General features: G+C 58.9%; 21 protein-coding genes. 14 read left to right on the top strand and 7 right to left on the bottom strand.

The features are described from left to right. Positions 1-78: 78 nt before the first annotated feature. Positions 79-1,392, bottom strand: coding sequence for an NAD(P)/FAD-dependent oxidoreductase (locus tag ACIPLA_RS20820; protein ID WP_401175562.1), 1,314 nt, complete (start codon positions 1,390-1,392; stop codon positions 79-81). Positions 1,393-1,539: 147 nt separating this feature from the next. On the opposite strand from ACIPLA_RS20820, the gene ACIPLA_RS20815 reads away from it, so the two are divergent. Next, the gene (locus ACIPLA_RS20815) at positions 1,540-1,893 is read left to right on the top strand and encodes a YkgJ family cysteine cluster protein (RefSeq protein ID WP_007894729.1); all 354 of its coding nucleotides are present in this window, start codon (positions 1,540-1,542) and stop codon (positions 1,891-1,893) included. A gap of 166 nt (positions 1,894-2,059) precedes the next feature. Here ACIPLA_RS20815 and ACIPLA_RS20810 read toward each other — a convergent pair whose 3' ends face one another. Then, positions 2,060-2,548 (bottom strand): Lrp/AsnC ligand binding domain-containing protein, encoded by a 489-nt coding sequence (locus tag ACIPLA_RS20810; protein WP_003206849.1) that lies wholly within the window; start codon positions 2,546-2,548, stop codon positions 2,060-2,062. Between the two features lie 156 nt (positions 2,549-2,704). On the opposite strand from ACIPLA_RS20810, the gene dadA reads away from it, so the two are divergent. The 6 genes from dadA to ACIPLA_RS20780 all read left to right on the top strand — a co-directional run bounded on the left by dadA (position 2,705) and on the right by ACIPLA_RS20780 (position 8,860). Continuing rightward, positions 2,705-4,009, top strand: coding sequence for a D-amino acid dehydrogenase (gene dadA / locus ACIPLA_RS20805; protein ID WP_123499520.1), 1,305 nt, complete (start codon positions 2,705-2,707; stop codon positions 4,007-4,009). Beyond that, positions 3,981-4,334, top strand: a complete 354-nt coding sequence (locus tag ACIPLA_RS20800) for a RidA family protein (RefSeq protein ID WP_007894740.1) — start codon at positions 3,981-3,983, stop codon at positions 4,332-4,334. The genes dadA and ACIPLA_RS20800 overlap by 29 nt, the downstream gene beginning before the upstream one ends. 97 nt (positions 4,335-4,431) lie before the next feature. Then, positions 4,432-5,505 carry an alanine racemase gene (alr, locus tag ACIPLA_RS20795; protein ID WP_218395436.1) on the top strand — a complete coding sequence of 358 codons (1,074 nt, stop codon included), beginning with the start codon at positions 4,432-4,434 and terminating at the stop codon, positions 5,503-5,505. Positions 5,506-5,633: 128 nt separating this feature from the next. Continuing rightward, positions 5,634-6,182: a cupin domain-containing protein gene (locus ACIPLA_RS20790; RefSeq protein ID WP_008073360.1), complete on the top strand. Its 549-nt coding sequence runs from the start codon at positions 5,634-5,636 to the stop codon at positions 6,180-6,182. A 182-nt stretch (positions 6,183-6,364) separates the two neighbouring features. Continuing rightward, positions 6,365-6,778, top strand: coding sequence for a cytochrome c5 family protein (locus ACIPLA_RS20785; protein WP_305729663.1), 414 nt, complete (start codon positions 6,365-6,367; stop codon positions 6,776-6,778). 132 nt (positions 6,779-6,910) lie between these two features. Then, positions 6,911-8,860 (top strand): acetyl-CoA hydrolase/transferase C-terminal domain-containing protein, encoded by a 1,950-nt coding sequence (locus ACIPLA_RS20780; protein WP_401175555.1) that lies wholly within the window; start codon positions 6,911-6,913, stop codon positions 8,858-8,860. Between the two features lie 305 nt (positions 8,861-9,165). Here the strand turns inward: ACIPLA_RS20780 and ACIPLA_RS20775 are convergent, their stop codons facing one another. Continuing rightward, the gene (locus tag ACIPLA_RS20775; RefSeq protein WP_401175552.1) at positions 9,166-10,089 is read right to left on the bottom strand and encodes a hypothetical protein; all 924 of its coding nucleotides are present in this window, start codon (positions 10,087-10,089) and stop codon (positions 9,166-9,168) included. A gap of 453 nt (positions 10,090-10,542) precedes the next feature. Here ACIPLA_RS20775 and ACIPLA_RS20770 point away from each other — a divergent pair, with 453 nt between their 5' ends. After that, positions 10,543-11,691 (top strand): hypothetical protein, encoded by a 1,149-nt coding sequence (locus tag ACIPLA_RS20770; protein WP_401175548.1) that lies wholly within the window; start codon positions 10,543-10,545, stop codon positions 11,689-11,691. A gap of 150 nt (positions 11,692-11,841) precedes the next feature. Here the strand turns inward: ACIPLA_RS20770 and ACIPLA_RS20765 are convergent, their stop codons facing one another. Continuing rightward, positions 11,842-12,414 (bottom strand): xanthine phosphoribosyltransferase, encoded by a 573-nt coding sequence (locus tag ACIPLA_RS20765; RefSeq protein WP_018927509.1) that lies wholly within the window; start codon positions 12,412-12,414, stop codon positions 11,842-11,844. A gap of 69 nt (positions 12,415-12,483) precedes the next feature. Continuing rightward, a complete protein-coding gene (gene rep / locus ACIPLA_RS20760) occupies positions 12,484-14,493 on the bottom strand; it encodes a DNA helicase Rep (protein ID WP_192345040.1) in 2,010 nt (669 codons plus the stop codon). A gap of 263 nt (positions 14,494-14,756) precedes the next feature. On the opposite strand from rep, the gene ACIPLA_RS20755 reads away from it, so the two are divergent. After that, positions 14,757-16,430 carry a bifunctional diguanylate cyclase/phosphodiesterase gene (locus tag ACIPLA_RS20755; protein WP_218395428.1) on the top strand — a complete coding sequence of 558 codons (1,674 nt, stop codon included), beginning with the start codon at positions 14,757-14,759 and terminating at the stop codon, positions 16,428-16,430. Between the two features lie 108 nt (positions 16,431-16,538). On the opposite strand, the gene ACIPLA_RS20750 is transcribed toward ACIPLA_RS20755, so the two are convergent. Further along, a complete protein-coding gene (locus ACIPLA_RS20750; RefSeq protein WP_401175543.1) occupies positions 16,539-17,936 on the bottom strand; it encodes a NorM family multidrug efflux MATE transporter in 1,398 nt (465 codons plus the stop codon). Positions 17,937-18,093: 157 nt separating this feature from the next. Between ACIPLA_RS20750 and ACIPLA_RS20745 the strand changes: the two genes are divergently transcribed. The 3 genes from ACIPLA_RS20745 (at position 18,094) to ACIPLA_RS20735 (ending at position 22,659) form a co-directional block, all read left to right on the top strand. After that, positions 18,094-19,014: a LysR substrate-binding domain-containing protein gene (locus tag ACIPLA_RS20745; RefSeq protein ID WP_007894759.1), complete on the top strand. Its 921-nt coding sequence runs from the start codon at positions 18,094-18,096 to the stop codon at positions 19,012-19,014. A gap of 185 nt (positions 19,015-19,199) precedes the next feature. Further along, a complete protein-coding gene (locus ACIPLA_RS20740; protein WP_401175541.1) occupies positions 19,200-21,176 on the top strand; it encodes a methyl-accepting chemotaxis protein in 1,977 nt (658 codons plus the stop codon). Positions 21,177-21,444: 268 nt separating this feature from the next. After that, positions 21,445-22,659, top strand: coding sequence for an aldose 1-epimerase family protein (locus ACIPLA_RS20735; protein WP_218395424.1), 1,215 nt, complete (start codon positions 21,445-21,447; stop codon positions 22,657-22,659). A gap of 42 nt (positions 22,660-22,701) precedes the next feature. Here ACIPLA_RS20735 and ACIPLA_RS20730 read toward each other — a convergent pair whose 3' ends face one another. Continuing rightward, positions 22,702-24,201 (bottom strand): PLP-dependent aminotransferase family protein, encoded by a 1,500-nt coding sequence (locus ACIPLA_RS20730; protein WP_218395422.1) that lies wholly within the window; start codon positions 24,199-24,201, stop codon positions 22,702-22,704. Positions 24,202-24,354: 153 nt separating this feature from the next. On the opposite strand from ACIPLA_RS20730, the gene ACIPLA_RS20725 reads away from it, so the two are divergent. Together ACIPLA_RS20725 and ACIPLA_RS20720 are read left to right on the top strand one after the other, a co-directional pair. Then, complete coding sequence (locus tag ACIPLA_RS20725) at positions 24,355-25,605, top strand: benzoate/H(+) symporter BenE family transporter (RefSeq protein WP_401175536.1); 1,251 nt, start codon at positions 24,355-24,357, stop codon at positions 25,603-25,605. Next, a complete protein-coding gene (locus ACIPLA_RS20720; protein ID WP_401175533.1) occupies positions 25,605-26,459 on the top strand; it encodes a YggS family pyridoxal phosphate-dependent enzyme in 855 nt (284 codons plus the stop codon). Before ACIPLA_RS20725 ends, ACIPLA_RS20720 begins: the two co-directional genes overlap by 1 nt. Positions 26,460-26,478: the final 19 nt, after the last annotated feature.

Below are 26,478 nucleotides of genomic sequence, written 5' to 3'. Positions count from 1 at the left end.
ACGGGATCGCCGCTCGACAACATCCCTGTAGGAGCGAGGCTTGCCCGCGAAGGCGTCGATACAGACGCCGAAAATCTTTCAGACCAACTCTTTGAAACGATGCCACAACATCCCCAACGCCAACAGCGGAGAACGCAAATGCTTGCCACCCGGGAAGGTGATATGGGGCACCTTGGCAAACAGATCGAAACCACCACTCTGCTGACCACTGATAGCCTCAGCCAACAACTTGCCCGCCAGATGTGTGGCGTTCAGCCCATGACCGGAATAAGCCTGGGCGTAATACACATTCGGCTGCTCCTTGAGCCGACCGATCTGCGGCATGCGATTGGCGCCGATACCGATCATCCCGCCCCATTGATAGTCGATTTTCACCCCGACCAGTTGCGGGAACACCGCCAGCATCTTCGGTCGCATGTACGCGGTGATGTCTTTCGGGTCGCGCCCTGAATAATGACAGGCGCCGCCGAACAGCAAACGTCGATCCGCCGAGAGTCGGTAATAATCCAGCGCCACCCGTTGATCGCAGACCGCCATGTTTTGCGGTAGCAAGGCGTGAGCCTGTTCCGCACTCAAGGGCTCGGTGGCGATGATGTAACTGCCCGCGGGCAGCACCTTGCCGCCGAGTTGCGGGTTGAGATCGTTGAGGTAGGCGTTGCAACCCAGTACCAGCGTCTTCGCGCGAACTGTGCCCTGGGCGGTGTGGACTTTGACCTCGGGGCCGTAATCGATGCGGGTCACCGCCGATCGTTCGAACAGCTTCACGCCCAATTGCCCGGCGGCTGCCGCTTCACCGAGTGCCAGGTTCAAGGGGTGCAGATGCCCGGAGCCCATGTCGATCAAACCGCCGACGTAGCGATCGGAACCCACCACGCTGTGCATTTCGTGGGCTTGCAGCAGACGGGTTTCGTAACGGTAACCGAGGCTGTGCAGCTCGATGGCGTCTTCGGCGAAGCCTTCCAGTTCGTGAGCCTTGTTGGCGAGGTCGCAGTAGCCCCAAGTCAGGTCGCAAGGGATCTGAAAGCGATCGATCCGCTGTCGGACGATTTCCACCGCTTCCAGGCCCATCAGTTTCATCTGACGCACACCGTCTGCACCGATCACGCTGGCGAACTGGTCGAGACCATGGCCGACACCGCGAATCAACTGCCCGCCATTGCGTCCGCTGGCGCCCCAACCGATCTTGTGCGCTTCCAGCAGCACCACGCTGAAGCCGCGTTCGGCCAGTTCGAGGGCGGTGTTCAGCCCGGAGAACCCGCCGCCCACCACGCACACGTCCGCCACCAGCTCACCTGTGAGTACCGCAAGATCGGGCTGCGGCAGGCTGCTGGCGGCGTAATAAGAGGCCGCGTGTTGATGGCTCGAGGCAGGTTGCTGAACGGGGGCGTTCATGTGGTCATCCTGGGTGCATGTGTTTGAAAAAGTTGACGGAGCATAAGCCGCCGCTTCGGACACGGGCAACACCGGTCGGTTGGCGCTGTCTGGATCGGGTTTTTTGCGTCAGAATCCCGGTCTATTTTGTATTCGGTCACCGCTTCGATGAGTTGCAACAGTCAGAAAATTCGCACGCTGCGCCAACAGATTCCCTCTTTCGAGTGCGTGCCCGGCTGCCATGATTGCTGTGGGCCGGTGACCACCTCGCCCGAAGAAATGTCCCGCCTGCCGCGCAAGACCCGGGCAGAGCAGGATGCGGCGATGGATGAACTCAATTGCGTTCATCTGGGCCCCAATGGCTGCACGGTGTATGACGAACGACCGCTGATCTGTCGGCTGTTCGGTACCACCAAAACGTTGCCATGCCCTAACGGGAGACGGCCGGTGGAGCTGATCCATCCGCGGGTCGAGAAGCAGATTCATGAGTACATGGCTTCGACGCGGCAGGTTTTGGTTTAGTTGTTGCGAAGCTTCAGGTAGACCGAGTCGCGGCCTTCGCGAGCAAGCCCGCTCCCACATTTTATCCCTGCCGTATACAAATCTGTGCCCCACTGAAGATCTAATGTGGGAGCGGGCTTGCTCGCGAAAGCGCCCGCCCAGACACCCATTTCTCCGAGACAACCTCTCAATCCGGAATCGGCAGGTTCAAGCTCTCTTTCACTTCTTCCATCACGATATAGCTCTTGGATTCGCGCACATGCGGCAGCTTGAGCAGGATGTCGCCCAGCAGTTTGCGGTACGAGGCCATCTCGGAAATCCGTGCTTTCACCAGGTAATCGAAATCCCCTGACACCAAATGGCATTCCAGTACGTGGGGCAGTTTCAGCACCGCGCGTCGGAACTCTTCGAAAGTATCGCCGGATTTGTAGTCGAGGCTGATCTCGACGAACACCAGCAGGCTACCCTTCAGGTGCTGCGGATTCAGGCGGGCGTTGTAGCCCATAATGATCCCTTCGCGCTCCAGTCGCCGTACCCGCTCGGTACAGGGCGTGGTGGAGAGGCCGACCTTTTCCCCGAGCTCGGTGAAGGAAATGCGCCCGTCCGCTTGCAGGATCCGCAGGATGTTGCGGTCGATCTTGTCCAGCTCACGTTTGGTCTGAGTGTTGGTTCGCATAGGGGATGCGCCTCCGTGAAAAGGGTTTTTGCCGAGAATTGTCGCCAAATATAGGCACTTATATAGTGAAAAGCACTGGCTAAACTTTTTTAAACTGCCCACATCTTCGGTCTGCACAATAAACGTCAGCGGTAAGCCGCGATGAGGGATATGAAAATGCGCGTTCTGGTCTTGGGTAGCGGCGTCATCGGTACCGCCAGTGCCTATTATCTGGCACGGGCTGGCTTTGAAGTGACGGTTGTCGACCGCCAACCAGCGCCGGCCATGGAAACCAGTTTCGCCAACGCCGGGCAGGTTTCGCCGGGTTATGCCTCGCCGTGGGCCGCGCCGGGCGTGCCGCTCAAAGCCATCAAGTGGCTGTTGCAGCGTCACGCGCCATTGGCGATCAAGGCCACCGCCGACATCGATCAATACCTGTGGATGGCGCAGATGCTGCGCAACTGCACCGCCAGCCGTTATGCGGTGAACAAGGAGCGCATGGTGCGCCTGTCCGAGTACAGCCGCGACTGCCTCGACGAATTGCGCGCCGAAACCGGCATTGCCTACGAAGGCCGCAGCCTGGGAACTACCCAGCTGTTCCGCACCCAGGCGCAGCTTGATGGCGCCGCCAAAGACATCGCCGTGCTGAAAGAGTCCGGCGTACCGTTCGAACTGCTCGACCGCGCCGGCATTGCCCGGGTCGAACCGGCCCTGGCCAGCGTCACCGACATCCTCGCCGGTGCGTTGCGCCTGCCGAATGACCAGACCGGCGACTGCCAGATCTTCACCACCCGCCTGGCCGAAATGGCCACGAAACTGGGTGTGGAATTCCGTTTCGGCCAGGATATTCAGCGCCTCGACTTCGCCGGTGATCGCATCAACGGCGTATGGATCGACGGCAAGCTGGAAACCGCCGACCGCTACGTGCTGGCGCTGGGCAGCTACTCGCCGCAATTGCTCAAGCCGCTGGGCATCCGGGCGCCGGTGTATCCGCTCAAGGGTTACTCGCTGACCGTGCCGATCATCAACCCGGCAATGGCCCCGACGTCGACCATTCTCGACGAGACCTACAAGGTCGCGATCACCCGTTTCGACAACCGCATTCGCGTCGGCGGCATGGCGGAAATTGCCGGTTTTGACCTGTCGTTGAACCCGCGTCGACGCGAAACCCTGGAGATGATCGTCAACGACCTTTATCCTCAAGGCGGCGATCTGCCCCAGGCGAGCTTCTGGACCGGCCTGCGTCCGACCACTCCGGACGGCACCCCGATTGTCGGCGCCACGCCGTTCAAAAATCTGTTCTTGAATACGGGCCACGGCACGCTCGGCTGGACCATGGCCTGTGGTTCCGGTCGTTTGCTGGCTGACCTGATGGCGAAGAGAACACCTCAGATCAGCGCCGAAGGCCTCGATATTTCCCGTTATGGCAACAAACTCAAGGAGTCCGCAAAACATGTCAATCCAGCGCCAGCTCACCAATGAGCGCATGAGCCAGATCGTTGTCCACAACAGTACGGTGTATCTGGCAGGGCAGGTCGGCGATGACATGAGCGCCGGGATTGAACAGCAGACCCGTGAAACCCTCGCCAACATCGAGCGTTTGCTGGATCTGGCCGGGACCGACAAGAACCGCCTGCTGTCGGTAACGATTTACCTTAAAGACATCGACGCGCACTTCGCAGGCATGAATTCGGTGTGGGACCAGTGGCTGCCAAAAGGCGTCGCCCCGGCCCGCGCTACTGTTGAATCGAAGCTGTGCGAACCGCAAATCCTGGTTGAGCTGTCGGTTGTCGCCGCGCTGCCATAACGCTCAGCCAGAAAGATCCCTCTCCCGGCGCTGTTGGCGGTTCACGCTGTCAGCCAGCGCCGGTTTTTTTTCAATGACCGACTAGAAGTCTGCCGCCATGCGTCCAGCCCGTGCCCTGATCGACCTTCAAGCCCTGCGCCACAACTATCGGATCGCCCGTGAAGTCACCGGGGCCAAGGCCCTTGCGGTGATCAAGGCCGATGCCTACGGCCATGGCGCAGTGCGCTGCGCCCAGGCGCTGGAAGCCGAGGCGGACGGGTTTGCCGTGGCCTGCATCGAAGAAGCGCTGGAACTGCGCGTCGCCGGCATTCGTGCGCCAGTTTTGCTGCTGGAAGGTTTTTTCGAAGCCGATGAGCTGTCGCTGATCGTCGAGCATGACTTCTGGTGCGTGGTGCATTCACTGTGGCAGCTCGAGGCCATCGAAAAAGCCGCGCTGAGCAAACCGATCACGGTATGGCTCAAGCTCGACTCGGGCATGCATCGGGTTGGCTTGCACCCGGCGGATTACCAGGCGGCCTATCAACGGCTGCTGGCCAGCGGCAAAGTGGCGAAGATCGTGCTGATGAGTCACTTCGCTCGCGCCGATGAGCTGCACTGCCAGGCTAGCGCCGAGCAGGTTGCGGTGTTCGAGGCGGCGCGTCAGGGGTTGTCGGCTGAAATCAGCCTGCGTAATTCGCCGGCGGTGCTCGGTTGGCCGCAGATTCCCAGCGATTGGGTGCGCCCGGGCATCATGCTTTACGGCGCGACGCCGTTCGAAGAGGCCAATGCCGTGGCGTCCCGCCTGCAACCGGTGATGACCCTGGAATCGAAAGTGATTTGCGTGCGTGAACTGCCGGCCGGCGAGCCGATTGGTTACGGCGCGAAATTCATCACACCCAAGCCGATGCGCGTGGGCGTGGTGGCGATGGGTTATGCCGACGGCTATCCACGTCAGGCTCCGACCGGTACGCCGGTGATGGTCGCCGGGCAGCGCAGCCAGTTGATTGGCCGCGTGTCGATGGACATGCTCTGCGTCGACCTGACCGACGTGCCGCAAGCCGGCCTCGGCTCGCCCGTCGAGTTGTGGGGCAAAAATATCCTCGCCAGTGACGTCGCGACGGCCGCGGGCACGATTCCTTACCAGATCTTCTGCAACCTGCGTCGAGTGCCGCTGCTCTATTCCGGGGCCTGACGAAAAACGTTCCCGACCGAAAGTCGCTTCGCCAAACAGGATTCAGGCCCAAGTGTTGTAAATACTGAACGCTGTCGCCATGATAACGCTCAATATTTCTACAACCTGAACCCTTGGAGGCTCCAGCATTGGACGTCGGTGAACGACTGCAATCGATCCGTAAGCTCAAAGGTCTTTCCCAGCGTGAGCTCGCCAAACGCGCGGGTGTTACCAACAGCACCATTTCGATGATCGAGAAGAACAGCGTCAGCCCCTCGATCAGTTCGCTGAGGAAGGTACTGGGCGGGATTCCCATGTCCATGGTCGAATTCTTTTCCGAAGAAATCCTGCAGGAAATCCCGACTCAGATCGTCTACAAGGCCCACGAGCTGATCGATATTTCCGATGGTGCAGTGACCATGAAACTGGTCGGCCGGGCTCATCCGAGCCGGGCTATCGCGTTCCTCAATGAAATCTACCCGCCAGGCGCCGACACCGGTGAGGAGATGCTCACCCATGAGGGCGAGGAAACCGGGATTCTGGTGGAAGGTCGGCTGGAACTGGTGGTCGGGCTCGAAACATTTGTGCTCGAAGCCGGCGACAGCTACTACTTTGAAAGTACCAAGCCACACCGTTTCCGTAATCCGTTCGATGCTCCGGCGCGACTAATCAGCGCAGCTACCCCGGCGAATTTCTAAGAGAAGAGGCGTCCTGCCCGGATTGTGGAGACGCCCCTGCTGTATTTCCTTCCCACGATAAGACCCCTTCGACTTTGGGGTTGTTTCAGTGTGACGGGCTTACCGCTATACTTGCGCCCGCCTGCGAACCGTGGCCGTGGGCGTGACTAGCCACCATTGAGGGTGTACGCGTGAACCTAATTATGAAAATGCTGGCCGCACCAGCAACCGTATTGGCCCTTTGGGCAGTCAGCGCACAAGCTGCGACCAACGACGATATTGCTAAACGTCTTGAGCCCGTTGGCCAGGTTTGTGTGCAGGGCAAAGAGTGCAAGGGGATGGAAGTCGCTGCTTCTGCGGGTGGTGGTGATGCCAAAACCCCTGACTCAGTGATTGCAAAACATTGCAACGCATGCCACGGCACCGGCCTGTTGGGCGCGCCGAAAATCGGCGATGCCGCCGCCTGGGGCGAGCGCGCCAAGAAAGAAGGCGGCCTCGACGGCTTGCTGGCGAAAGCAATCTCCGGCCTCAACGCAATGCCGCCAAAAGGCACCTGCGCCGATTGCTCTGATGGCGATCTCAAGGGCGCCATCCAGAAGATGTCCGGTTTGAAATAAGCCGGTCTTCAACGAAAAAGCCGCTTTCCAGCGGCTTTTTTGTGCGTGCGATTTTCCCCTGAGGCTATGCTTTGCAGCAAAGACCCGGCAAGCTCGGTCCAACCCCAATTCATGGAACGGCGGGAGGATCAGATGGTGCAGTTGTGTTCTATCGAACAGGCGGTCGATGACGTCCTGGCGCGGTTGCCGGCGCATATCCACATGGGATTGCCGCTGGGGCTGGGCAAGCCCAATCACTTCGTCAACGCGCTGTATCAACGGATCGCGCAACTGCCCGAGCGGCAACTGACGATTTACACCGCCCTGTGCCTCGGACGCCCGCCATTGGGCGATGGCTTGCAAAAGCGCTTCCTCGAACCCTTCATCGAGCGGGTGTTCGGCGACTACCCGGAGCTGGATTTCCTCGCCGACCTGCGTCGCGACAGCCTGCCGGCCAACATTCACGTCCATCAATTCTTCCTGCAGCCAGGCAGCCTGCTGAACAGCGCATCGGCCCAGCAGGATTACGTCAGCAGCAATTACAGCCACGCCGCCCGGGACATCAATGCCGCCGGCTTGAACCTGATCGCGCAACTGGTCGCCAGCCACAGCGAGCATCCCGATCGCCTGAGCCTGAGCTGCAACCCGGACATCACCCTCGACCTGTTGCCGATGATTGCCAAGCGCCGGGCGGCGGGGGAAACGATCCTGATGGTGGGGCAGGTACACAACGATTTGCCGTACATGCCCGGCGATGCGGAAATCGGCATCGACACCTTCGACCTGCTGATCGACGCGAAGGACAACACCACGCTGTTTTCCACGCCGAACATGCCGGTGGGTTTTCAGGATCATTTCATCGGTCTGCACGCCAGCACGCTGGTGCGCGACGGCGGCACCTTGCAGATCGGCATCGGCGCCATGGGTGATGCCCTGACGGCAGCGTTGCTGGCGCGGCAGGCTGACAGTGACGGTTACAAGGCGTTGCTGGCGGATCTGAATCTCAGCCAATGGGCGCAGTTGATTGAGCGCGAAGGGGGTATCGAACCGTTCGCCAAGGGCCTTTACGGTTGCAGCGAAATGTTCGTCAACGGCTTGCTGGTGTTGGCGGATGCCGGGATCGTGCGGCGCAAAGTCTACCCGGACGTGGCGACCCAGCAGCAGGCGAATGCCGGGACGCTGGACGAGGCCGCGCAGACTGACGGCATCTCGGTGCATGGCGGATTTTTCCTCGGGCCGCGCAGTTTCTACGAGCGCTTGCGCGAGTTGCCGCAGGCTAAGCGGCTCGAATTCAACATGACCCGCATCAGCTACATCAACGAGCTCTACGGTCAGGAGGAACTCAAACGCTTGCAGCGCCTTGATGCGCGCTTCATCAACACTGTCTTCACCATGACCTTGCTCGGCGCCGGCGTGGCCGATCAACTCGAAGACGGGCGGGTGCTGAGCGGCGTCGGCGGGCAATACAACTTCGTCGTCCAGGGCCATGCGCTGGAAGGCGCGCGTTCGATCCTGCTGCTGCGCAGTTGGCGCGAGTCGGGTGGTGAGGTCAGTTCGAATATCATCTGGAAATACGGCCACTGCACGATCCCACGGCATCTGCGGGACATCGTCGTCACCGAGTACGGCGTCGCCGATTTGCGGGGCAAGACCGACGCGGCGGTGATCGAAGCATTGCTGAACATCAGCGACTCACGCTTCCAGCCGGGGCTGATCGAGCAGGCGCAGAACGTTGGCAAACTGCCGAAGCATTTTCGACTCGATCCGCGTTTCGCCGACAACAGCCCACAGCGGTTGCAAGCCATTCAGGCGCGGCATTCGAATCTGTTTCCAGAATATCCGCTGGGCTGTGATTTCACCGCTGAGGAACGGGATCTATTGCGGGCGCTGAACTGGTTGAAGAGCAAGTTCAAGCTCACCGAGATTCTGGAATTGGGCAAGGCTGCGCTGGATGCGCCAGCGGCTTCGGAATTTCCCGTGCATCTGGAAAGGATGCAGCTGACGAAACCGGAAGGGCTGAAGGAGGATTTGTTTCAGCGGTTGTTGCTGACCGGCCTGAAGGCTACTGCGGGCTTGCCCGCGATAGGAACCAGCTCGAAGTGAGTGTTTAAAAGTGTACACCGGCATACACCATGGCAATTCAACAGATCATCATGTTGGCGGAGCTGGCGGTAAAACGAATAATGTTTAAGGTTGAGGCGCACAAGTAGCCACTGGAAAAACGTGTATTCGTTCATCGCGAGCAGGCTCGCTCCCACTCGGATCTCCAGAGCATATAAATTCTGTGTCCGACGAACATCCAATTTGGGAGCGGCCTTGCTCGTGATAGCGATGTGTTCAGCGACTCCCCCATAGGGCCGCATGCGCAGGCGTTGTTGCGACAGAAGATTTTTAATTTTCTCAGGTGACTAGTGTATTGGATTTACGTTCACGGATGGACTAAGGAAGTCTATGTGATAACCGGAAGACCCATCACCAATAGCTAGGTGAACCCCGCTGATACCTTCATTCATTTGTGAGTTTATTTTATAATCAATTTTTAGTGCGATGGCATCGTTTACCCCAATGGCGAACTCCGTCAGCTTGAGTCCACGAAAGCCAGCCGCAAGATCCAGAAGTTTTATACTTTCCTCGTTGTTTATTTTTAGTGAAGTGATGGTGTTGTCTTTAATTGATAATAATCCACCTTCTTTCGCAATTCGGTCACTCAGCCATTTTAGGGAAGTTTTCAAGCCCTCTGGTAATAGCGGGTTAGGTTTTCTAAGTACTGTCAATATTCCAGCGATTTTTAATGTGCCGCTAAAAGAAAACGGACAGGGCTCTTGTGGGTTCATGTGTGCGTAATGAACTTCAAAAAATTCTGCTACAGACTGAACAAAGTCGTGAGAAACGTCTTCGGCAAGTAGCGCGTAAGGTTGGGCGTGCGGAAAAACTGAGACTTGCGCATCGGCACCATTACCAGACAGGAGAAATAACTCATTTGAGTTGAGCATGTTTAATACGGATCGTTGTGTGCATAAGGCATGTTCAAAATTGCAGCTCAGCAAAAGTTTGAGGCTATAGAGTGCAGCAGTTACGCTGGGTTCGAACACTTGAGTTGCGCAGAAAATGCTTTTCTTGCTTTCTGTGTTTTTTGCTAGTTCAAACGTCATTTTTGCAGCGTCATTGCTAAAAGAAAAAACAATACTGTTTTTTGGCAATTTCTTTAGTTTAGAAATATTGGCCGTATTGAACCCTAATAGCGCACATTCTCTGAGGAAGTCCTCTGAATCTGCAATGATGGATAATTTCTCATGGCCGAAGAGTGTCGATATCATATTCGGTGGTGACATAAAACCCTCCTTTTTTCAATGCGCGGCAAGAATACTCGCCGCGCATTGGTATTATTTATTCTTCGGTGTGAGCCCAAGCCAACGGTGCCCACCCAAAATTATCCGGGCCAGAAGTGATCCGGTTAAGCTTTTCTTTGACGACTTTTTCATTTTTCATCTGATCATCCTTTTTCATTTTTTGGTTTTTGCCCCCCGAACTGCTTGGGAGTGGAATAATTAATACAGAATTTTTTGATGTGTTAAATGATTTGTTGGGCGTTTTTTAGAATCAATTTATCTGGCGCGGGGCTCGAAGATTTAATTTGGTTATTTGTGTGGGGTGTATCTGTAGTCTTGTTCTGAAATTTTGGTATTTGCCATTTTTGGGTTGTGGTAGATGATCTTGTGTCGTTAGGTTTATTTATGGGCTTGTTTTTCTGGCTCGATATTCAATTGTAGGTCGAGGGTTATATAGTGCGCGCATCAAAGAAATATCTGACAGATACGTCTGTCCATCAGGCTCTATTATTGGATGATCTAACCGAAACAAAAGATCCCGATCACGCCGTTCGGTTGCTGCTAAATGAAATCCTCAAAGGACTCTCTGAAAAAGGTTGGCCTCAAGCGCAACTACAAACCGGGCCGAGGATTGTGTCTGCTGAGGAAAATTACGGTTTGCTCGGTTATGACCCGGCAGAGGTTACGCTGGGGAGTGAACACACCCGTTGGGTCGATGAGCACTCGCTGTTGCGAACACAAACCACCAGCCAGATCCCGGTAGCGCTTCAGCGAGCGGCTCAGGTGCGCCAGCCGGGACAGACGATATTGCTGGCAGCGCCAGGTATTACTTTCCGTCGTGATAGTCGGGATCGTTGGCATTGCGCGGAACCGCATCAAATGGATATTTGGGTGCTGGGAGATCCGGAACTGGCAACGCACGAGCATCTGTTGCGTTTGGTCGGCGATATACTTAAGTCCGCCGTTCCTGACAAACGTTGGGTCCATAGCAATAGTCCGCATCACTACACAGAGGGCGGAATCGAAGTAAATGTCTTGAATGATGGGGTTCCGGTTGAGGTACTTGAGTGTGGTCGTATTGCGAGGTCTTTGTTGGAACGCTTGAACATTGACCCGCTGCATCATGGAGGGTTGGCGCTCGGGATGGGGCTGGATCGCCTGACGATGTTGCGAAAAGGTATTCCAGATATTCGCTTGCTACGCGATCAGAATGTGCGAGTGCAGGCGCAGATGTATGATCTGAATCCATGGACCGCAGTATCTCGTTTGCCGTCTATTGCTCGTGACATTTCGTTGGCGGTAACGCCGGGGCTGAGCGAGGAAGTGTTGACCGAAAGAATGTTGCAGGCAGCCGGCGACTGCTCTGACTGGATCGAGGAGATGCAAGTTCAGGGGCGGTGGGCGTTCTCGGATTTACCCGCGCAGGCAATTGAACGGCTCGGGCTGCTGCCAGGCCAGGAAAATGTGCTTTTACGCGTGGTGCTGCGCGATTGTTCGCGATCAATCACTACCGCTGAGGCGAACGCCTTGTATGCGGACATTCAGGCAGCAATGCATGAAGGAGCGCCTGGGGCGGGTTACAGAATGGACCTGCCAAAGGCTTGAAACCGAGGTGTTCGAGTAATCACTGAATCGTCGCGTTATTGTCATCCCGGAACGTCACCCGGAGCGAGCTCTCTCCCACAATTGACCGAGTTGTCCAAGCGGACGCGGTTTAATGTGGGAGCGAGCAGGCAGCAGATGTGGTGTGGCGGTTTATTCGATGAAGGTTACAACGCCATCCTTCAGCGACTGCACCCGCGCCAACGATTCAACGCGATAACCCTGGGCATCCAGTTCCGCACGACCACCCTGGAACGACTTCTCGATCACGATACCCAAACCGGCCACGGTCGCGCCGGCCTGTTTGATGATCGAGATCAGCGCTTGCGAGGCCTTACCGTTGGCCAGGAAGTCGTCGATGATCAGCACACGGTCGCTGCTGGTCAGGTGGCGCGGGGAGATCGCCACGGTGCTTTCAGTCTGCTTGGTAAACGAGTAAACGGTCGCCGACAGCAGGTTTTCAGTCAGGGTCAGGGACTGATGCTTGCGGGCGAAAATCACCGGTACGCCAAGGTTCAGGCCGGTCATGATTGCCGGGGCAATGCCCGAGGCTTCGATAGTGACGATCTTGGTGATGCCCGAATCCTTGAACAGCGAGGCGAATTCGTCGCCGATCAGCTTCATCAGGGCCGGGTCGATCTGGTGGTTCAGAAAGGCGTCGACTTTCAGGACCTGGTCGGAAAGCACGATGCCTTCTTCGCGAATTTTCTTGTGCAGTGCTTCCATGAAGCTTTCCTCTACTGACGCCATGTGCGCCTGGCGTGTAAAAAGTGTTCGGTTAAAAAGTAGCCAATTCTAGCGCTTTAACATCGCGCGTATATCCGCCAATGCGGTATTACCGCGGACGGCTTTGACTTCAACGGGAGTGTCGTCGTTGCCTTCCCAGGCCAGGTCGTCCGGCGGCAGTTCATCGAGGAAGCGGCTGGGCGCGCAGTCGATGATCTCGCCGTATTGCTTACGCTTGGCAGCGAAGGTGAATGCCAATGTCTGACGCGCCCGGGTAATCCCGACGTAGGCCAGGCGGCGTTCTTCTTCGATGGTGTCGGCTTCGATGCTGGAGCGGTGCGGGAGGATTTCCTCTTCCATGCCCATGATGAACACGTAGGGAAATTCCAGGCCCTTGGAGGCGTGCAAGGTCATCATCTGCACGCCTTCGGCGCCGTCTTCCTCTTCCTGCTGACGCTCCAGCATGTCGCGCAGGACGAGTTTGCCGATGGCGTCTTCGACGGTCATCTCGCCTTCTTCGTCTTTCTCCAGGGTGTTCTTCAGCGCCTCGATCAGGAACCAGACGTTACCCATGCGGTAATCGGCGGCCTTGTCGCTGGAGCTGTTGGTGCGCAGCCAGTTCTCGTAGTCGATGTCCATGACCATGCTGCGCAGGGCGGAGATCGGGTCCTCGCCGGCGCACTGCTCGCGGACCTTGTCCATGAAACGCTTGAAGCGTGACAGGCGATCGGTGAAGCGCGTGTCCAGATGCTCGCCCAAACCGATTTCGTCGGTGGCAGCGTACATCGAGATTTTTCGCTCGGTGGCGTAGTTGCCCAGCTTCTCCAGCGTGGTCGAACCGATCTCCCGGCGTGGGACGTTGATCACCCGCAGGAAGGCGTTGTCGTCGTCCGGGTTCACGATCAGGCGGAAGTAGGCCATCAGGTCTTTCACTTCCTGACGTCCGAAAAAGCTGTTGCCGCCAGACAGGCGATACGGAATCTGGTGGTGCTGCAGCTTCAGCTCGATCAGCTTGGCCTGGTAGTTGCCGCGATACAGGATCGCAAAATCGCTGTAGGGCCGATCCGTGCGCAGGTGCAGGGTCAGCAGTTCCACCGCCACGCGCTCGGCTTCGGCGTCTTCGTTGCGGCAACGGATCACACGGATTTCGTCGCCGTGGCCCATCTCACTCCACAGCTGCTTTTCGAACTCGTGGGGGTTGTTGGAGATCAGCACGTTGGCGCAGCGCAGGATGCGGCTGGTGGAGCGATAGTTTTGCTCGAGCATGACCACTTTCAGGGACGGGTAGTCGTCCTTGAGCAGCATCAGGTTTTCCGGGCGGGCGCCGCGCCAGGCGTAGATCGACTGGTCGTCGTCGCCCACCACGGTGAACTGGTTGCGTTTGCCGATCAGCAGTTTCACCAGCAAATACTGGCTGGCGTTAGTGTCCTGGTATTCGTCCACCAGCAGGTAGCGGACCTTGTTCTGCCATTTTTCCAGGATATCGTCGTGTTCCTGGAACAGTTTTACCGGCAGCAGGATCAGGTCGTCGAAGTCCACCGCGTTGAACGCCTTGAGCGTGCGCTGGTAGTGGGTGTAGACGATGGCGGCGGTCTGTTCCTTGGGATTGCGTGCGTTTTCCAGGGCTTCGGGCGGCAGGATCAGGTCGTTTTTCCACGAGCCGATCATGTTCTTGATCTCGTCGACGCCGTCGTCGCCCGAGTATTCCTTCTGCATGATGTCGGTCATCAGGGCTTTGACGTCGGTCTCGTCGAAGATCGAGAAGCCCGGTTTGTAGCCCAGCCGCACATGTTCCTTGCGGATGATGTTCAGGCCCAGGTTGTGGAAGGTGCAGACCGTCAGGCCGCGGCCTTCGCCGCCCTTGAGCAGCGTGCCGACCCGTTCTTTCATCTCGCGCGCGGCCTTGTTGGTGAAGGTCATGGCGACAATGTATTGGGCGCGGATGCCACAGTTCTGGATCAGGTGCGCAATTTTGCGGGTGATCACGCTGGTCTTGCCGGAACCTGCGCCGGCGAGCACCAAAAGAGGGCCGCCGACGTAGCTCACGGCTTCTTGCTGCCGGGGATTGAGTCGGGACATACGAAATCAGGGAGTCATTAGCGAAATGGGCCGGCATTTTAACAGGCTCAGCGAATTGTGCTGCTCTCTCCGACTTGTGACGTAACACGCGATCTCTAATTGCCGGTTTTGATACTTTCACGCAGGATGCGTAGTGAATTTGCGTCTAATGTTCGTATTCAAGACGCAAAAGCCGTGTTTGATAACCGATGTCATTTGGTCATTGGTTATCTGCGCGGCATAATGCCCGCCGCCTACATCTTTGCAGAGTCTAGGGAGCTAGCTTGTCTACGCCTGTCGAACCCTTGCGTTTGCTGTTACTGGCCGAAGAGCCAGCGTGGGCAGCGTTGTTGCGCGAGTGTCTGGCTCCGATGGGGAGTTCGGCTGTGCTGCTCAGCGCGCCGAGCTGGGAGTCGGTCAGTAGCCTGTTCGATGACAACCGCAGCGCGGTGTTGTTGACGATTCCCGCTCTGCAGCCAGCACCCGGCCGTTGCAACCTGCCGACGGTGTTGCTGCTCGAACACGAGCCGCTGGCGCCGCCCGACGGTGTGAGCGACTGGCTGGTGCGCAATCTGCTGGATCCCGGCATGCTGCGCCGCTGCCTGCGTCATGTGCGTGAGCGCGGCGTGCTGGAAAACACCTTGCAGCGCCTGGCCGAGCAGGACCCGTTGACCGGTATCGCCAACCGTCAGGGTTTCCAGACCTTGCTGGCGGCGCGCCTGGCCGACAACGATGGTCGGGGCCTGGCCCTCGGCCACCTCGACCTCGACAATTTTCGACACGCCAACGACGCGCTCGGCCATCAGGCTGGCGATCGGCTGATCCTGCAAGTGGTCTCGCGGCTGAAAAGCCAACTGGAGGCCAGCGATCAACTAGCGCGGCTGGGTAGCGATGAATTTGCCCTGCTGATCGACACCCGCCGCGCCCCTCAGCGCGCCGAATGGATGGCCGAACGCATTACCGAAGCCCTGTCCGAACCCTATTGGATCGACGGCGAAAGCCTGTTGATCGGTTCCAGCCTAGGCATTGCTCACGCACGAGCGCAGGCCGGCGCCGACCCGTTGATGTGGCACGCGCACATTGCTATGCAGCAGGCCAAGAGCACTCAGGGCTGCACCTTTCACATTTTCAACGAACGGATCAATCGCAATGCCCGCAGCATCGCCGACCTCGAAAGCGAGCTGCGCCGGGCCTTGCGCCGCGATGAGCTGGAGTTGCATTACCAGCCTCGTCTGAACCTTGAGGACGGCCAGATCGTCGGCCTCGAAGCGTTGGTGCGCTGGCGTCATGGCGAACGCGGCTTGCTGCCCCCCAGTGAATTCGTGCCATTGGCCGAGCAAAGCGGCTTGATCGTGCCGCTGGGTTACTGGGTGATTTCCCGGGCCCTGCGGGACATGCAGGCGTTGCGCGAACGAGGTTTGCCGGCGTTGCACATGGCAATCAACCTGTCGTTCCGGCAGTTTCAGGACAGCCAGTTGCTGTCGACCCTGAGCCGGCTGATTGCCGAGCGAGGCGTCGAGGCGCAATGGCTGGAATTCGAACTGACCGAAACCGCGGTGATGCGTCGCAGCGATCTGGTCAAGCAGACCATGGACGCCCTCGGGCGTTTGGGCGTGCGCTTCTCGCTGGATGATTTCGGCACCGGGTTCTCTTCGTTCGTGCACCTCAACAGCCTGCCGATTGCGTTGTTGAAGGTCGACAAGAGCTTTGTCGGCGGCATGGAAGAGCGGGAAGAGAATCGCAAACTGGTGCACGCGATGATCAATCTGGCACACAACCTCAACCTCGAAGTGGTCGCCGAAGGCGTGGAAACGCCGGAACAACTGGATTTGTTGCGCGGCTTTGGTTGCGATCAAGTGCAGGGGTACCTGATCAGCAAGCCGTTGCCTTTGGCGGAACTGGTTGAGTACCTGACGTTCGGCAGCAGTCAGCAGCCTGCACTGGAAGTCGTGGTTTAAACACGGACAAATGTGGGAGCGGGCTTGCTCGCGAAAGCGGTGTATCAGTCAACGTAGATGTCGACTGACACACCGCTTTCGCGAGCAAGCCCGCTCCCACAGGGGATCTCAATCTGGCTGGGCGATTTGGAAACTCGCCCCTGACGACGGCTCACGCCGAATCATCCGCTTCATCTTCCACTCAAACGCCAGCGTCAGGCTCACCGCCGCACACGCCAGCCCCAGCGCCAGACCCCACCAGACCCCCGTTGGCCCCCAATTCAAATGGCAGGCCATCCACCAGGCGGCGGGTGCGCCGATCAGCCAATAGCAACCCAAACCCACCAGGAATGTGGTCTTGGCATCCTTGAGTCCGCGAATGCAGCCCATGGCGATGGTTTGTGTGCCGTCAAACAGCTCGAACCATGCCGCCACCGCCAACAGGCTTACGGCCAGGTTGATGACTTCGCGGAACGCCGGGTCGTTGTGGTCCAGGAACAAGCCGATCAACTGATGCGGCAGCAGCCAGAAGACCATCGCAAAACCCAGCATTGCCGCCGCACCAAAGGCGATCCCGACCCGTCCGGCCAGCCGCGCATCAAGCAATTGCCCGGCGCCGTAATGTTGGCCGATGCGCATGGTGATCGCGTAGGAAAGCCCCGCCGGAATCATGAACGCCACCGAGACGATTTGCAGGGCGATCTGGTGCGCCGCCAGTTGCGTACTGCCCATGGTGCCCATGCACAGCGCGGCGAAGGCGAATAGACCGACTTCCACCGCATAGGTGCCGCCAATCGGCAGGCCCAGGCGCCACAGTTCCTTCAAGTACTGACGGTTGGGCCGCGACAGACCCTGGCGCAATGGATACGCGTCGTAGGCCGGATGCCGACGAATATGCAGCGCGAGCGCCAGCGCCATCAGGTTGGCAACGATCGCCGTGACCAGACCGATGCCCACCAGACCCATTTTCGGTAGGCCGAACATGCCGGTGATCAACGCATAGTTGAGCAGGAAGTTGGCCACGGTGCCGGCGAGGCTGATGACCATCACCGGTGTCGCCCGGCCGATGGCGCTGGTGAAACCACGCAGCGCCATGAAGCTCAGGTAGCCGGGCAGGGCGAACGGCAGGATCAACAGAAACTGGCCGGCAGCCTGAACGTTGGTTTCGGTCTGGCCGAACAGCAGCAACACCGGTTTGAGGTTCCACAGCAGCAAACCCGCCACCAGCGCCATTAACCAGGCCAGCCACAACCCGGCCTGGGTCAGCCGCGCTGCGCCGATGATGTCACCCGCGCCCTGACGGATCGCGACCAGGGTGCCGACGGCGGCGATCACGCCGATGCAGAAAATCGACACGAACGAATACGTCGCCGCGCCCAGACCGCCGCCGGCCAGTGCTTCGGGGCTCAGGCGCGCCATCATCAACGTGTCGGTGAGGACCATCAACATGTGCGCCAACTGCGAGGCAATCAACGGCCCCGCCAGCCGCAGGATGGCCCAGAGTTCACTACGCGCTGGATGCTGCATGATCATCACGCTCGATTGTCAGAGAGAACAGGAAGCGTCGATTCTCGGCGCTCTGCGGGGTTTTCACAAAGGGATAAAAAGGATGGGTGGCATGATTAAAACTCATGCTGGGGAGTTTCTGATAAGTTGGTGCTATCGCGCTATAGGAGCTTTTTTGATGTCTCGTCGTCTTCCCCCCTTGTATGCCCTTCGAGCATTCGAAGCGGCGGCGCGGCATAGCTCGTTTACCCGCGCCGCCGAAGAACTGTCGATCACGCAAAGTGCGGTCAGTCGGCACATTCGTACGCTCGAAGAGCATTTCGCCTGTCGGCTGTTTCATCGCAGCGGGCGCAACCTGCAACTGACCGAATCGGCGCGGCTGATCCTGCCCGGCATTCGCGAAGGCTTCACCGCCCTCGAGCGGGCCTGCAATACCTTGCGTGCCGAAGACGACATCTTGCGCATGAAAGCCCCATCGACCCTGACCATGCGCTGGCTGTTGGCGCGGCTCAGTCGTTTTCGACACCTGCGACCGGGGAACGAGGTGCAATTGACCAGCGCCTGGATGGACATCGATACGGTGGACTTCAACCATGAACCCTTCGACTGCGCCGTCATCCTCAGCAACGGGCATTTTCCTCCGGACTGGGAGGCGACTTTCCTGTTCCCCGAAGAGCTGATTCCGGTGGGCGCGCCGAATCTTCTGAAGGATCAACCGTGGGACGTTGCGCGCCTGGCCAGTACCGAGTTGCTGCACCCGACGCCGGACCGCCGTGACTGGCGCAACTGGCTGGAGCGTATGGGCCTGACCGATCAAGTCTCGCTCAAGGGCGGGCAGGTCTTCGACACGCTGGAGCTGGGCATGATCGCCGCTGCCCGGGGTTACGGCGTGTCCATGGGCGATTTGCTGATGGTGGCGGAGGATGTTGCGCAGGGACGTCTGAGTTTGCCGTGGCCGACGGCCGTTGCCAGTGGTGAGAATTATTACCTGGTCTGGCCGAAAACCCGCCCCGGCGGCGAACGTTTGCGTCGCCTCAGCGATTTCCTGCAAGGCGAGGTCCGGGCCATGGAATTACCGGATGTCGAACGTCTGGGCTGAATCGATGGAGCCGCCGCAATGGCGGCCTTGAGCCATATCCCCGTTAATTACTCAAGTATTCAGCTTTGCCGCCGAAAATCTGCTGATAGGACCTTCGTGCAGGTTCCATGTTTTCCCCACCATCAGAAATTTTGCCGAGTGTGCGAAGGGATCAGAATGATCCGGCCACTGGGTCAGGAGCTGTCATGTCTCAACCTCGTGCTCGGATTGCCTCACAGCTGGGTCTTGCGCTTGCCGTGATTCTGGCGATTGTCATCAGTGGCAGTACCGTGTTCGCCCTGCGCTCGCTGGACACCGCGAACCTCGCCACCCGCGAAGAGCATCTGGCCAGTGAGGCCCGCTTGCTTGCCGATCAGTTGAGCACCTTTCACGGCACTTTGCGTGAAAGCACCCAGCGTCTGGCCGGCCTGTTCGAGAAGCGCTTCAGCGCCGGTTTGAGCGTGCATCCGGATGAGCCGGTGACCGTGGCGGGCGTGCAGACCCCGGGCCTGCACTTGGGCAGGGAAGTGTTGAACAACAACTTTGCGGAAGTCGACGAGTTCAAGCAGATGACCGCAGGCGTCGCGACCGTATTCGTGCGCAGTGGTGAGGAGTTCATTCGGGTCAGCACGAATGTCACCAAACAAGACGGCAGCCGTGCCATTGGCACGCTGCTCGACCACGCGAACCCGGCTTACGCCCGTTTGATGGCGGGGCAGAGTTATGTGGGGCGAGCGTTGCTTTTCGAACGCTTCTACATGTCGCAGTACACCCCCGTACGCGACAGCAGCGGTAAGATCATTGCCGTGCTGTACGTAGGATTCGATTACACCGACGCGCAGAACGCGCAGTTCGCCAACCTCAAACGCTTCCGCATCGGCCAGACCGGCTCCCTGGCGTTGCTGGATGAACAAGGCAAATGGCTGGTGCCGATTGCCGGTGTACAGGCGCTGGATCAGGCGGTTCCGAGCATTGTCGGTCTGGCCAAGACACCGGGCAAAGGCGACTTCTGGAGCGACACGTCGCAAGATTTTTACAGTGTTGCCGTGCCGTTCGAAGGCGGGCCGTGGTCGGTGGTGGCGAGCATGCCGAAAACCGAAATCCGCGCGGTGACCTGGAGCGTCGGCATTCAATTGGCGATCGGCAGCCTGCTGGCGATGTTGCTGGCAGTCGGCTCGGCTGTCTGGTTGCTGCGCAGCAAACTGGCGCCACTGGGTGATCTGGTGCGTCAGGCCGAAGCCTTGGGTGCCGGTGATTTGAGTGTTCGCCTGAACGTGTCGAGCAATGACGAAATCGGCCAACTTGCCCGCGCCTTCAACCAGATGAGCCAGGCTCTGTCGACCATGGTCGAGCACATCCGTAAAGCCTCGGGCGAGGTCAACAGCCGCGCCCAGGCGTTGTCCGGTTTGTCCGGTGGCGCCTATGAAGGGATGGAGCAGCAGTCTGGCGAAATCACCAGCATGGCCGGCGCCGTAGAAGAATTCAGCGCCACCTCGTTGAACATTGCCGACAACATGGGCAACACCCAGCGACTGGCGCAGGAAAACGCACAGCAAACCCAGATCGGTCGTACGTCGATGGACGAAGCGTCCTCATCCCTGGAGCAAATCGCCGGTGCTCTGAACAGCACCGCGACGGTGATCAATACCTTGGGGCAGCGCTCCCAGGAAATCGGCGGCATTGTCGGGGTGATTACCGCGATCGCCGAGCAAACCAACCTGCTGGCGCTCAACGCCGCCATTGAAGCCGCCCGCGCCGGTGAGCAGGGCCGCGGATTTGCGGTGGTGGCCGATGAGGTGCGCAACCTGGCTTCACGTACCCGCCAGGCCACAGACGAAATTTCCGGGATGATCCAAAGCATCCAGCAGGAAACCGGCAATGCCATCAGCACCATGGAGCAGGGCAACGTGCTGATGCAGGAAGGCCTGTCGCGCAACGCCAACGTCGCCTCGGCGCTGGCACGGATCGATGAACAAAGCCGTTCGGCTGGTCAGCAATTCGCCGCCATCACCACCGCGACCCAGGAACAAAGCAGCACCGCGACCTTGCTCAGCAGCAATCTGCAAAGCATCGCTTTGGCGAACAGTGAGCAGCGCGAAGTGGTGTCCAACCTGGCTGTGACTGCCAAAGAGCTGGAGAAGCTCGCGGCGGACTTGCGGCATGAGGTTGACCGGTTTCGTTGAGTCGCCTCTGAAATCCCTTCGCGAGCAAGCCCGCTCCCACAGTAGATCTGCGGTGAACACAGTATGTGTGAACACCCGAGATCAAATGTGGGAGCGGGCTTGCTCGCGAAGGGATCGACCTCAATTCAAGGATTTGTCCCAAATCTGCGGATCAATTCCTCTCTAGTCGTCTTCCTTGGCATTTAGCACCAGTGTCTCGATTTTTATGCTTGCTGAAACGTTTCTTCAAGTCTATAAAATTGGCACAACTCCAAGAAAGGCTGCTGCCATGACCCCGCTCAAACTCTTCGTTGCCCTCAGCGCACTGTCCGCTGCTTCCCAAGCCATGGCTTGGGACTACGTCCTGCTCGACACCGACAAAGCCGCCCAGAACTGGCAGATCACCAGCCAGCAACTCGGCGTGAAAACCGACAAACCTTTCAGCGTCACCCTGCGCACTTTGCATGGTGGGCGGCAGGAGGGGGTCAGCATCGTCGACATCGATAACGGCACAATGAAACTTTCAGTAGTACCGACTCGCGGCATGAACGTCCTGCAGGCCTCGGTCGGCGATGTGCGCATGGGCTGGGATTCGCCGGTCAAGGAAGTGGTCAATCCATCCTTCATTGAACTCAACGGCCGCGGTGGCCTGGGCTGGCTGGAAGGTTTCAACGAACTGGTCACCCGCTGTGGCTACGAATGGGTCGGCCACCCCGGCATCGACAACGGCGAACTGCTGACCCTGCACGGTCGGGCCGCCAACATTCCTGCGAACAAAGTCACCCTGCACATCGATGAAAAACCGCCGTACGCCATCACCCTGCGCGGCGAACTGAAAGAACAGGCGTTCAAGAAAGTCGACTTCTCCGTCGCGACCGAACTGGTTACCGAACCCGGCAGCGTAGCGTTCGCCCTCAATGACACCCTGACCAACAACGGCGACTATCCGAAGGAATACCAGGCGCTGTATCACAGCAACTTCAGTACCCCGTTCCTGGAGCAGGGCGCCCGCTTCGCCGCGCCGGTGAAACAGGTATCGCCGTTCAACGACAAGGCCAAAGGCGACTTGCCGGACTGGCAAACTTACCGCGCACCGACCAAGGACTACGACGAAACGGTTTACAACGTGGTGCCGTATGCCGATGCCAAGGGCGATACGTTGACCGTGCTGCATAACAAGGCCGGTAGCCTGGGTGTCTCGGTCGGCTTCAATACTCAAACACTGCCCGTGTTCTCCCTGTGGAAAAACACCGATACCCAAGGCCAGGGCTATGTCACGGGGCTGGAGCCGGGGACGAGTTTTTCCTACAACCGCCGGTATCAGCGGCCTCTGAACCTGGTGCCGACGATTGGGCCGAAGGAACAGAAGCAGTTCGGGATCAGCTACAGCTTGTTGGCGGATAAGGCGGCTGTGGATAAGGCGTTGAAGCGGGTGAGCGATATTCAGGGTGGGCGGGAGACTGAGGTACGGCAGACGCCGTTGGTTGATCTGACCAAGGGGTGATGCTGACTCTATGCCTTGGGCCACTGGCCGCTTGACGCTGCTCTACCTGGTTTTCAGCGCATTGGCCAGGCGCAGCATGGCGGCTTCGATTTCATAAGCGGTCAAGGACGAGTAACCCAATAGCCAACCTTGTTTCTTCTGATCGCCGGCGTACAACCGGCTGAGGCCGGAAAGCTGCACGCCCACGCCGGCTGCCTGGCGGATGGTTTTTTCCTCCGACCAGCCATCATGCAGCAGGCAGGGAATTTGCAACCCGCCCTGGGGGCGCAAGGCGGTAACGATGCCGTCCAAATGCTTCCCAATGGCGTCGAGCATGATGGTTCGGCGCCCGGCATAGAGCTTGCGCATGGCCCGGACATGGGCGTTGTAATGGCCGTCTTCCATAAAGCGCGCCAGGGTCAGTTGCAGGATTTGGGGCGTATGGCCGTCCATCATGCTGCGCGCGTAGGTGAAGGCTTTGATCAACTCGTGGGGCAAGACCATGTAGCCCATTCGCAACCCGGGGTAGAGGGTCTTGCTGAAGGTGCCGAGGTAGAGAGTGCGCTGGTACTTGTCGAGGCCCTGCACGCAGGCGGTCGGCTGTCCGTCGTAATGAAACTCGCTGTCGTAGTCATCTTCCAGGATCCACTTGCCCTTCTCTGCGGCCCAGTTGATCAGCTCGAGCCGGCGTTCCAGCGGCAAGGTCGCGCCGGTGGGGTATTGATGAGAAGGCGTGACATAGACGCAGTTGGCGCCGCTGCGATCGGCGTACAGCAGGTCGGTGCGTATGCCCAGTTCATCGACATCGATGGGCAGAACCTTGGTCTCGGCGGTTTCGAAGGCTTTCCTGGCACCAAAATAACCCGGGTTTTCCAGCAGGATCGGTTTGCCGGCGTCCACCAACAACTGCGCACACAGAAAGAGGGCTTGGCGAGTGCTGCTCAGCACCAGGATCTGGTCGGCGGAGCACTTGGCCCCACGCTCGAGGTTCAAGTAGGTGGCGATGGCCTTGCGCAGCGGCTCGGCACCTTGCGGGTCGCCGTGCAACAGCACGTTGGCGCGATAGTCCTTCATCACCTGGCGTTGCAGGCGCTCCCAGACATCGGTGGGGAAAGTGCGGGTTTCCGGCAGGCCGGTCGCAAACGCTTTGATCACCTGCTGATCGGTCACGCCGCCACTGTCGAAGATCATCCGCCCGCGCTGGCTCAATCCAGCCCCCGGTGCCGCCTGGTTGCTTTTGACTTCTTGCGCCTTGATGCGTCGGCGGGCTGCGCCGCGCAATTCGGTACCCAGCGTTTCACAGACATAACTGCCAGCCCCCTCGCGCCGCACGATAAAACCGTCGCGGTGCAGTTGCACATAGGCGTTCTCAACGGTATCGCGGGCAATCCCCAGTGACTTGGCCAAGACCCGAGTCGCAGGCAGCTTCAAGCCTGGGTCAAGGGCGCCTTCGAGGATCAATGCACGCAATGCGCGTTGAATCCGCTGGTGCAGATCCAACAGCTGAAACTCGACATCGCTGAGGCGCATTTTGAGCGTTTCCAGTTCGAACGTTCTAGCCATGCGGTCTGCCCTGATTGAATAAATTGGCCTGTAGTAGCAGGCCATCCTATCCGTAGAATCCGCCCCTCGCCACTGCCTCTGCGCTCGGTCATTTCAGCGCTATAAATCCCCTCGCCCGGGCCAACACCTCGTTTTGCAAGGAGCAAAGCAATCGTGTCTTCTTCAGCATCCCCATCGCCCCTGCGTTTACGCGATCTTCTGCATCCGATCGTCGCCGGGCTGATTTCAGTCATCGTCAACTATGGCGGCACGTTCATCCTGGTTTTTCAGGCCGCCAAAGTCGCCGGGCTCAGCCCCGAGATGACGGCGTCGTGGGTATGGTCGGTGTCAATTGGCGTGGGTATTACCGGGCTGTTTCTCAGTTGGGTGAGCCGTGAGCCGATCATTACTGCCTGGTCGACACCCGCCGCGGCCTTTTTGGTCGTCGCGCTGTCGACTACGCCCTACGCCGAGGCAGTAGGTGCGTACATCATTTCAGCCGCCGCCTTCGTGCTGCTGGGTTTGTCCGGCTGTTTCGAAAAAGTCATCCGCCTGATTCCGCCGGGTGTGGCTGCGGGCCTGCTGGCCGGTATCTTGCTGCAGTTCGGTATCGGCGCATTTGGTGGCATGAGTCTTGACCCAGTGTTGGTCGGGTTGCTGATTGCCGCTTACGTTATGCTCAAGCGCTTTACCGCGCGCTACGCGGTGGTGGGCATTCTGGTGCTGGGGCTGGCGTTTCTTCTGACGCAGGGCCGTGTAGAACTGTCGGGGCTGGCGCTGCAATTCGCGGCACCGGTATTCACCCAGCCTGAGTTTTCGATCAATGCGCTGCTCAGCGTGGCGCTGCCGCTGTTTCTGATCACCCTCACCGGCCAGTACATGCCGGGCATGCTGGTACTGCGCAACGATGGTTTCAGTACCAGCGCTAACCCTATCCTGACTGTCACGGGGTTGGGCTCGCTGCTGATGGCACCCTTCGGTTCCCACGCCTTCAACGTCGCGGCGATCACTGCGGCCATCTGCACCGGCAAGGAAGCCTCGGAGGATCCGTCCAAGCGCTGGGTCGCCGGGGTTGCCGCGGGATTGTTCTACATCCTCGTAGGGGTTTTCGGGGTGACCCTCGCCGCAGTGTTCATGGCGTTCCCGCCCACCTTCATTACGACGCTGGCCGGGCTGGCCCTGCTCGGCACTATCGGCGCCAGCCTGGCCAGTGCCATGGCTGACGTCAAAACCCGCGAAGCCTCGCTGATCACCTTTCTGGCGTGCGCCGCAAACATCACCTTGCTGGGGATCGGTGGGGCGTTTTGGGGATTGCTGATCGGTCTGGCGGCCTACGCCTTACTCAATGGGCGCTTACCGCGTCGCGAGGCGGTGGTCATTCCGACTGCCGACGCTGTTGTGACAACCAAAGGAGTCACCCATTGATGCTCGATCAATTGGAAGAAACCGTCACCCTTCACGAGCGTCATGGCCGTTACCCACAGGCCACCAGCGTTGAGGACTTTCGCCGCAACCTGGCAGCCGTGCAGCAGCGAATCGCCAATGCTTGTCAGCGGGTCGGACGTGATCCGGCGAGTGTGCGCCTGCTGCCGGTCAGCAAAACCTTTGACGAAGCTCATCTGCGTCTGGCCCACGCCGCCGGCTGCCGACTACTGGGTGAGAACAAAGTGCAGGAAGCGCAGCGCAAATCGCAGGCGATGGCCGATCTGGCCGATCTGCGATGGTCGGTTATCGGCCACCTGCAAACCAACAAGGCCAGGCAGGTGGCGCGTTTTGCCAGTGAGTTTCAGGCGCTGGACAGCCTGCGAGTGGCCGAGGCTCTGGATCGTCGCCTGCACATCGAGGGGCGCCAACTGGATGTGTTCGTTCAGGTCAATACCTCCGGCGAAGCCAGCAAATACGGCTTGGCGCCCGAAGCCGTCGCGGACTTTTTGTACGCCCTGCCGGCGTTCTCGGCGTTACGGGTGCGTGGTTTGATGACGCTGGCGCTGTTTTCGGCCGACGTGGTCCGTGTCCGCCCTTGCTTTGTACGGCTGCGCGAACTGCGCGAGCGCTTGCGCCAGCACGCCCCGGCGGGCGTCGGGCTGGAGGAACTGTCCATGGGCATGTCTGGTGATTTCGAAGTCGCCATTGAAGAAGGGGCGACCGTCGTGCGTATCGGTCAGGCCATCTTCGGCGCACGTGCCATGCCGGATGCCTACTACTGGCCGACCGCGGATGCCCGTCCGGGAAGTGACGAGCACACAGGAAGCCATCCAATGTCCTCTGCACCGTTGTAAACCGGCTTACTTTCCCAAC

The organism is Pseudomonas sp. NPDC086112 (genome assembly GCF_044746425.1).
In the GTDB taxonomy this organism is placed as follows: domain Bacteria; phylum Pseudomonadota; class Gammaproteobacteria; order Pseudomonadales; family Pseudomonadaceae; genus Aquipseudomonas.
This window is presented reverse-complemented; position numbering and strand designations above follow the sequence as displayed.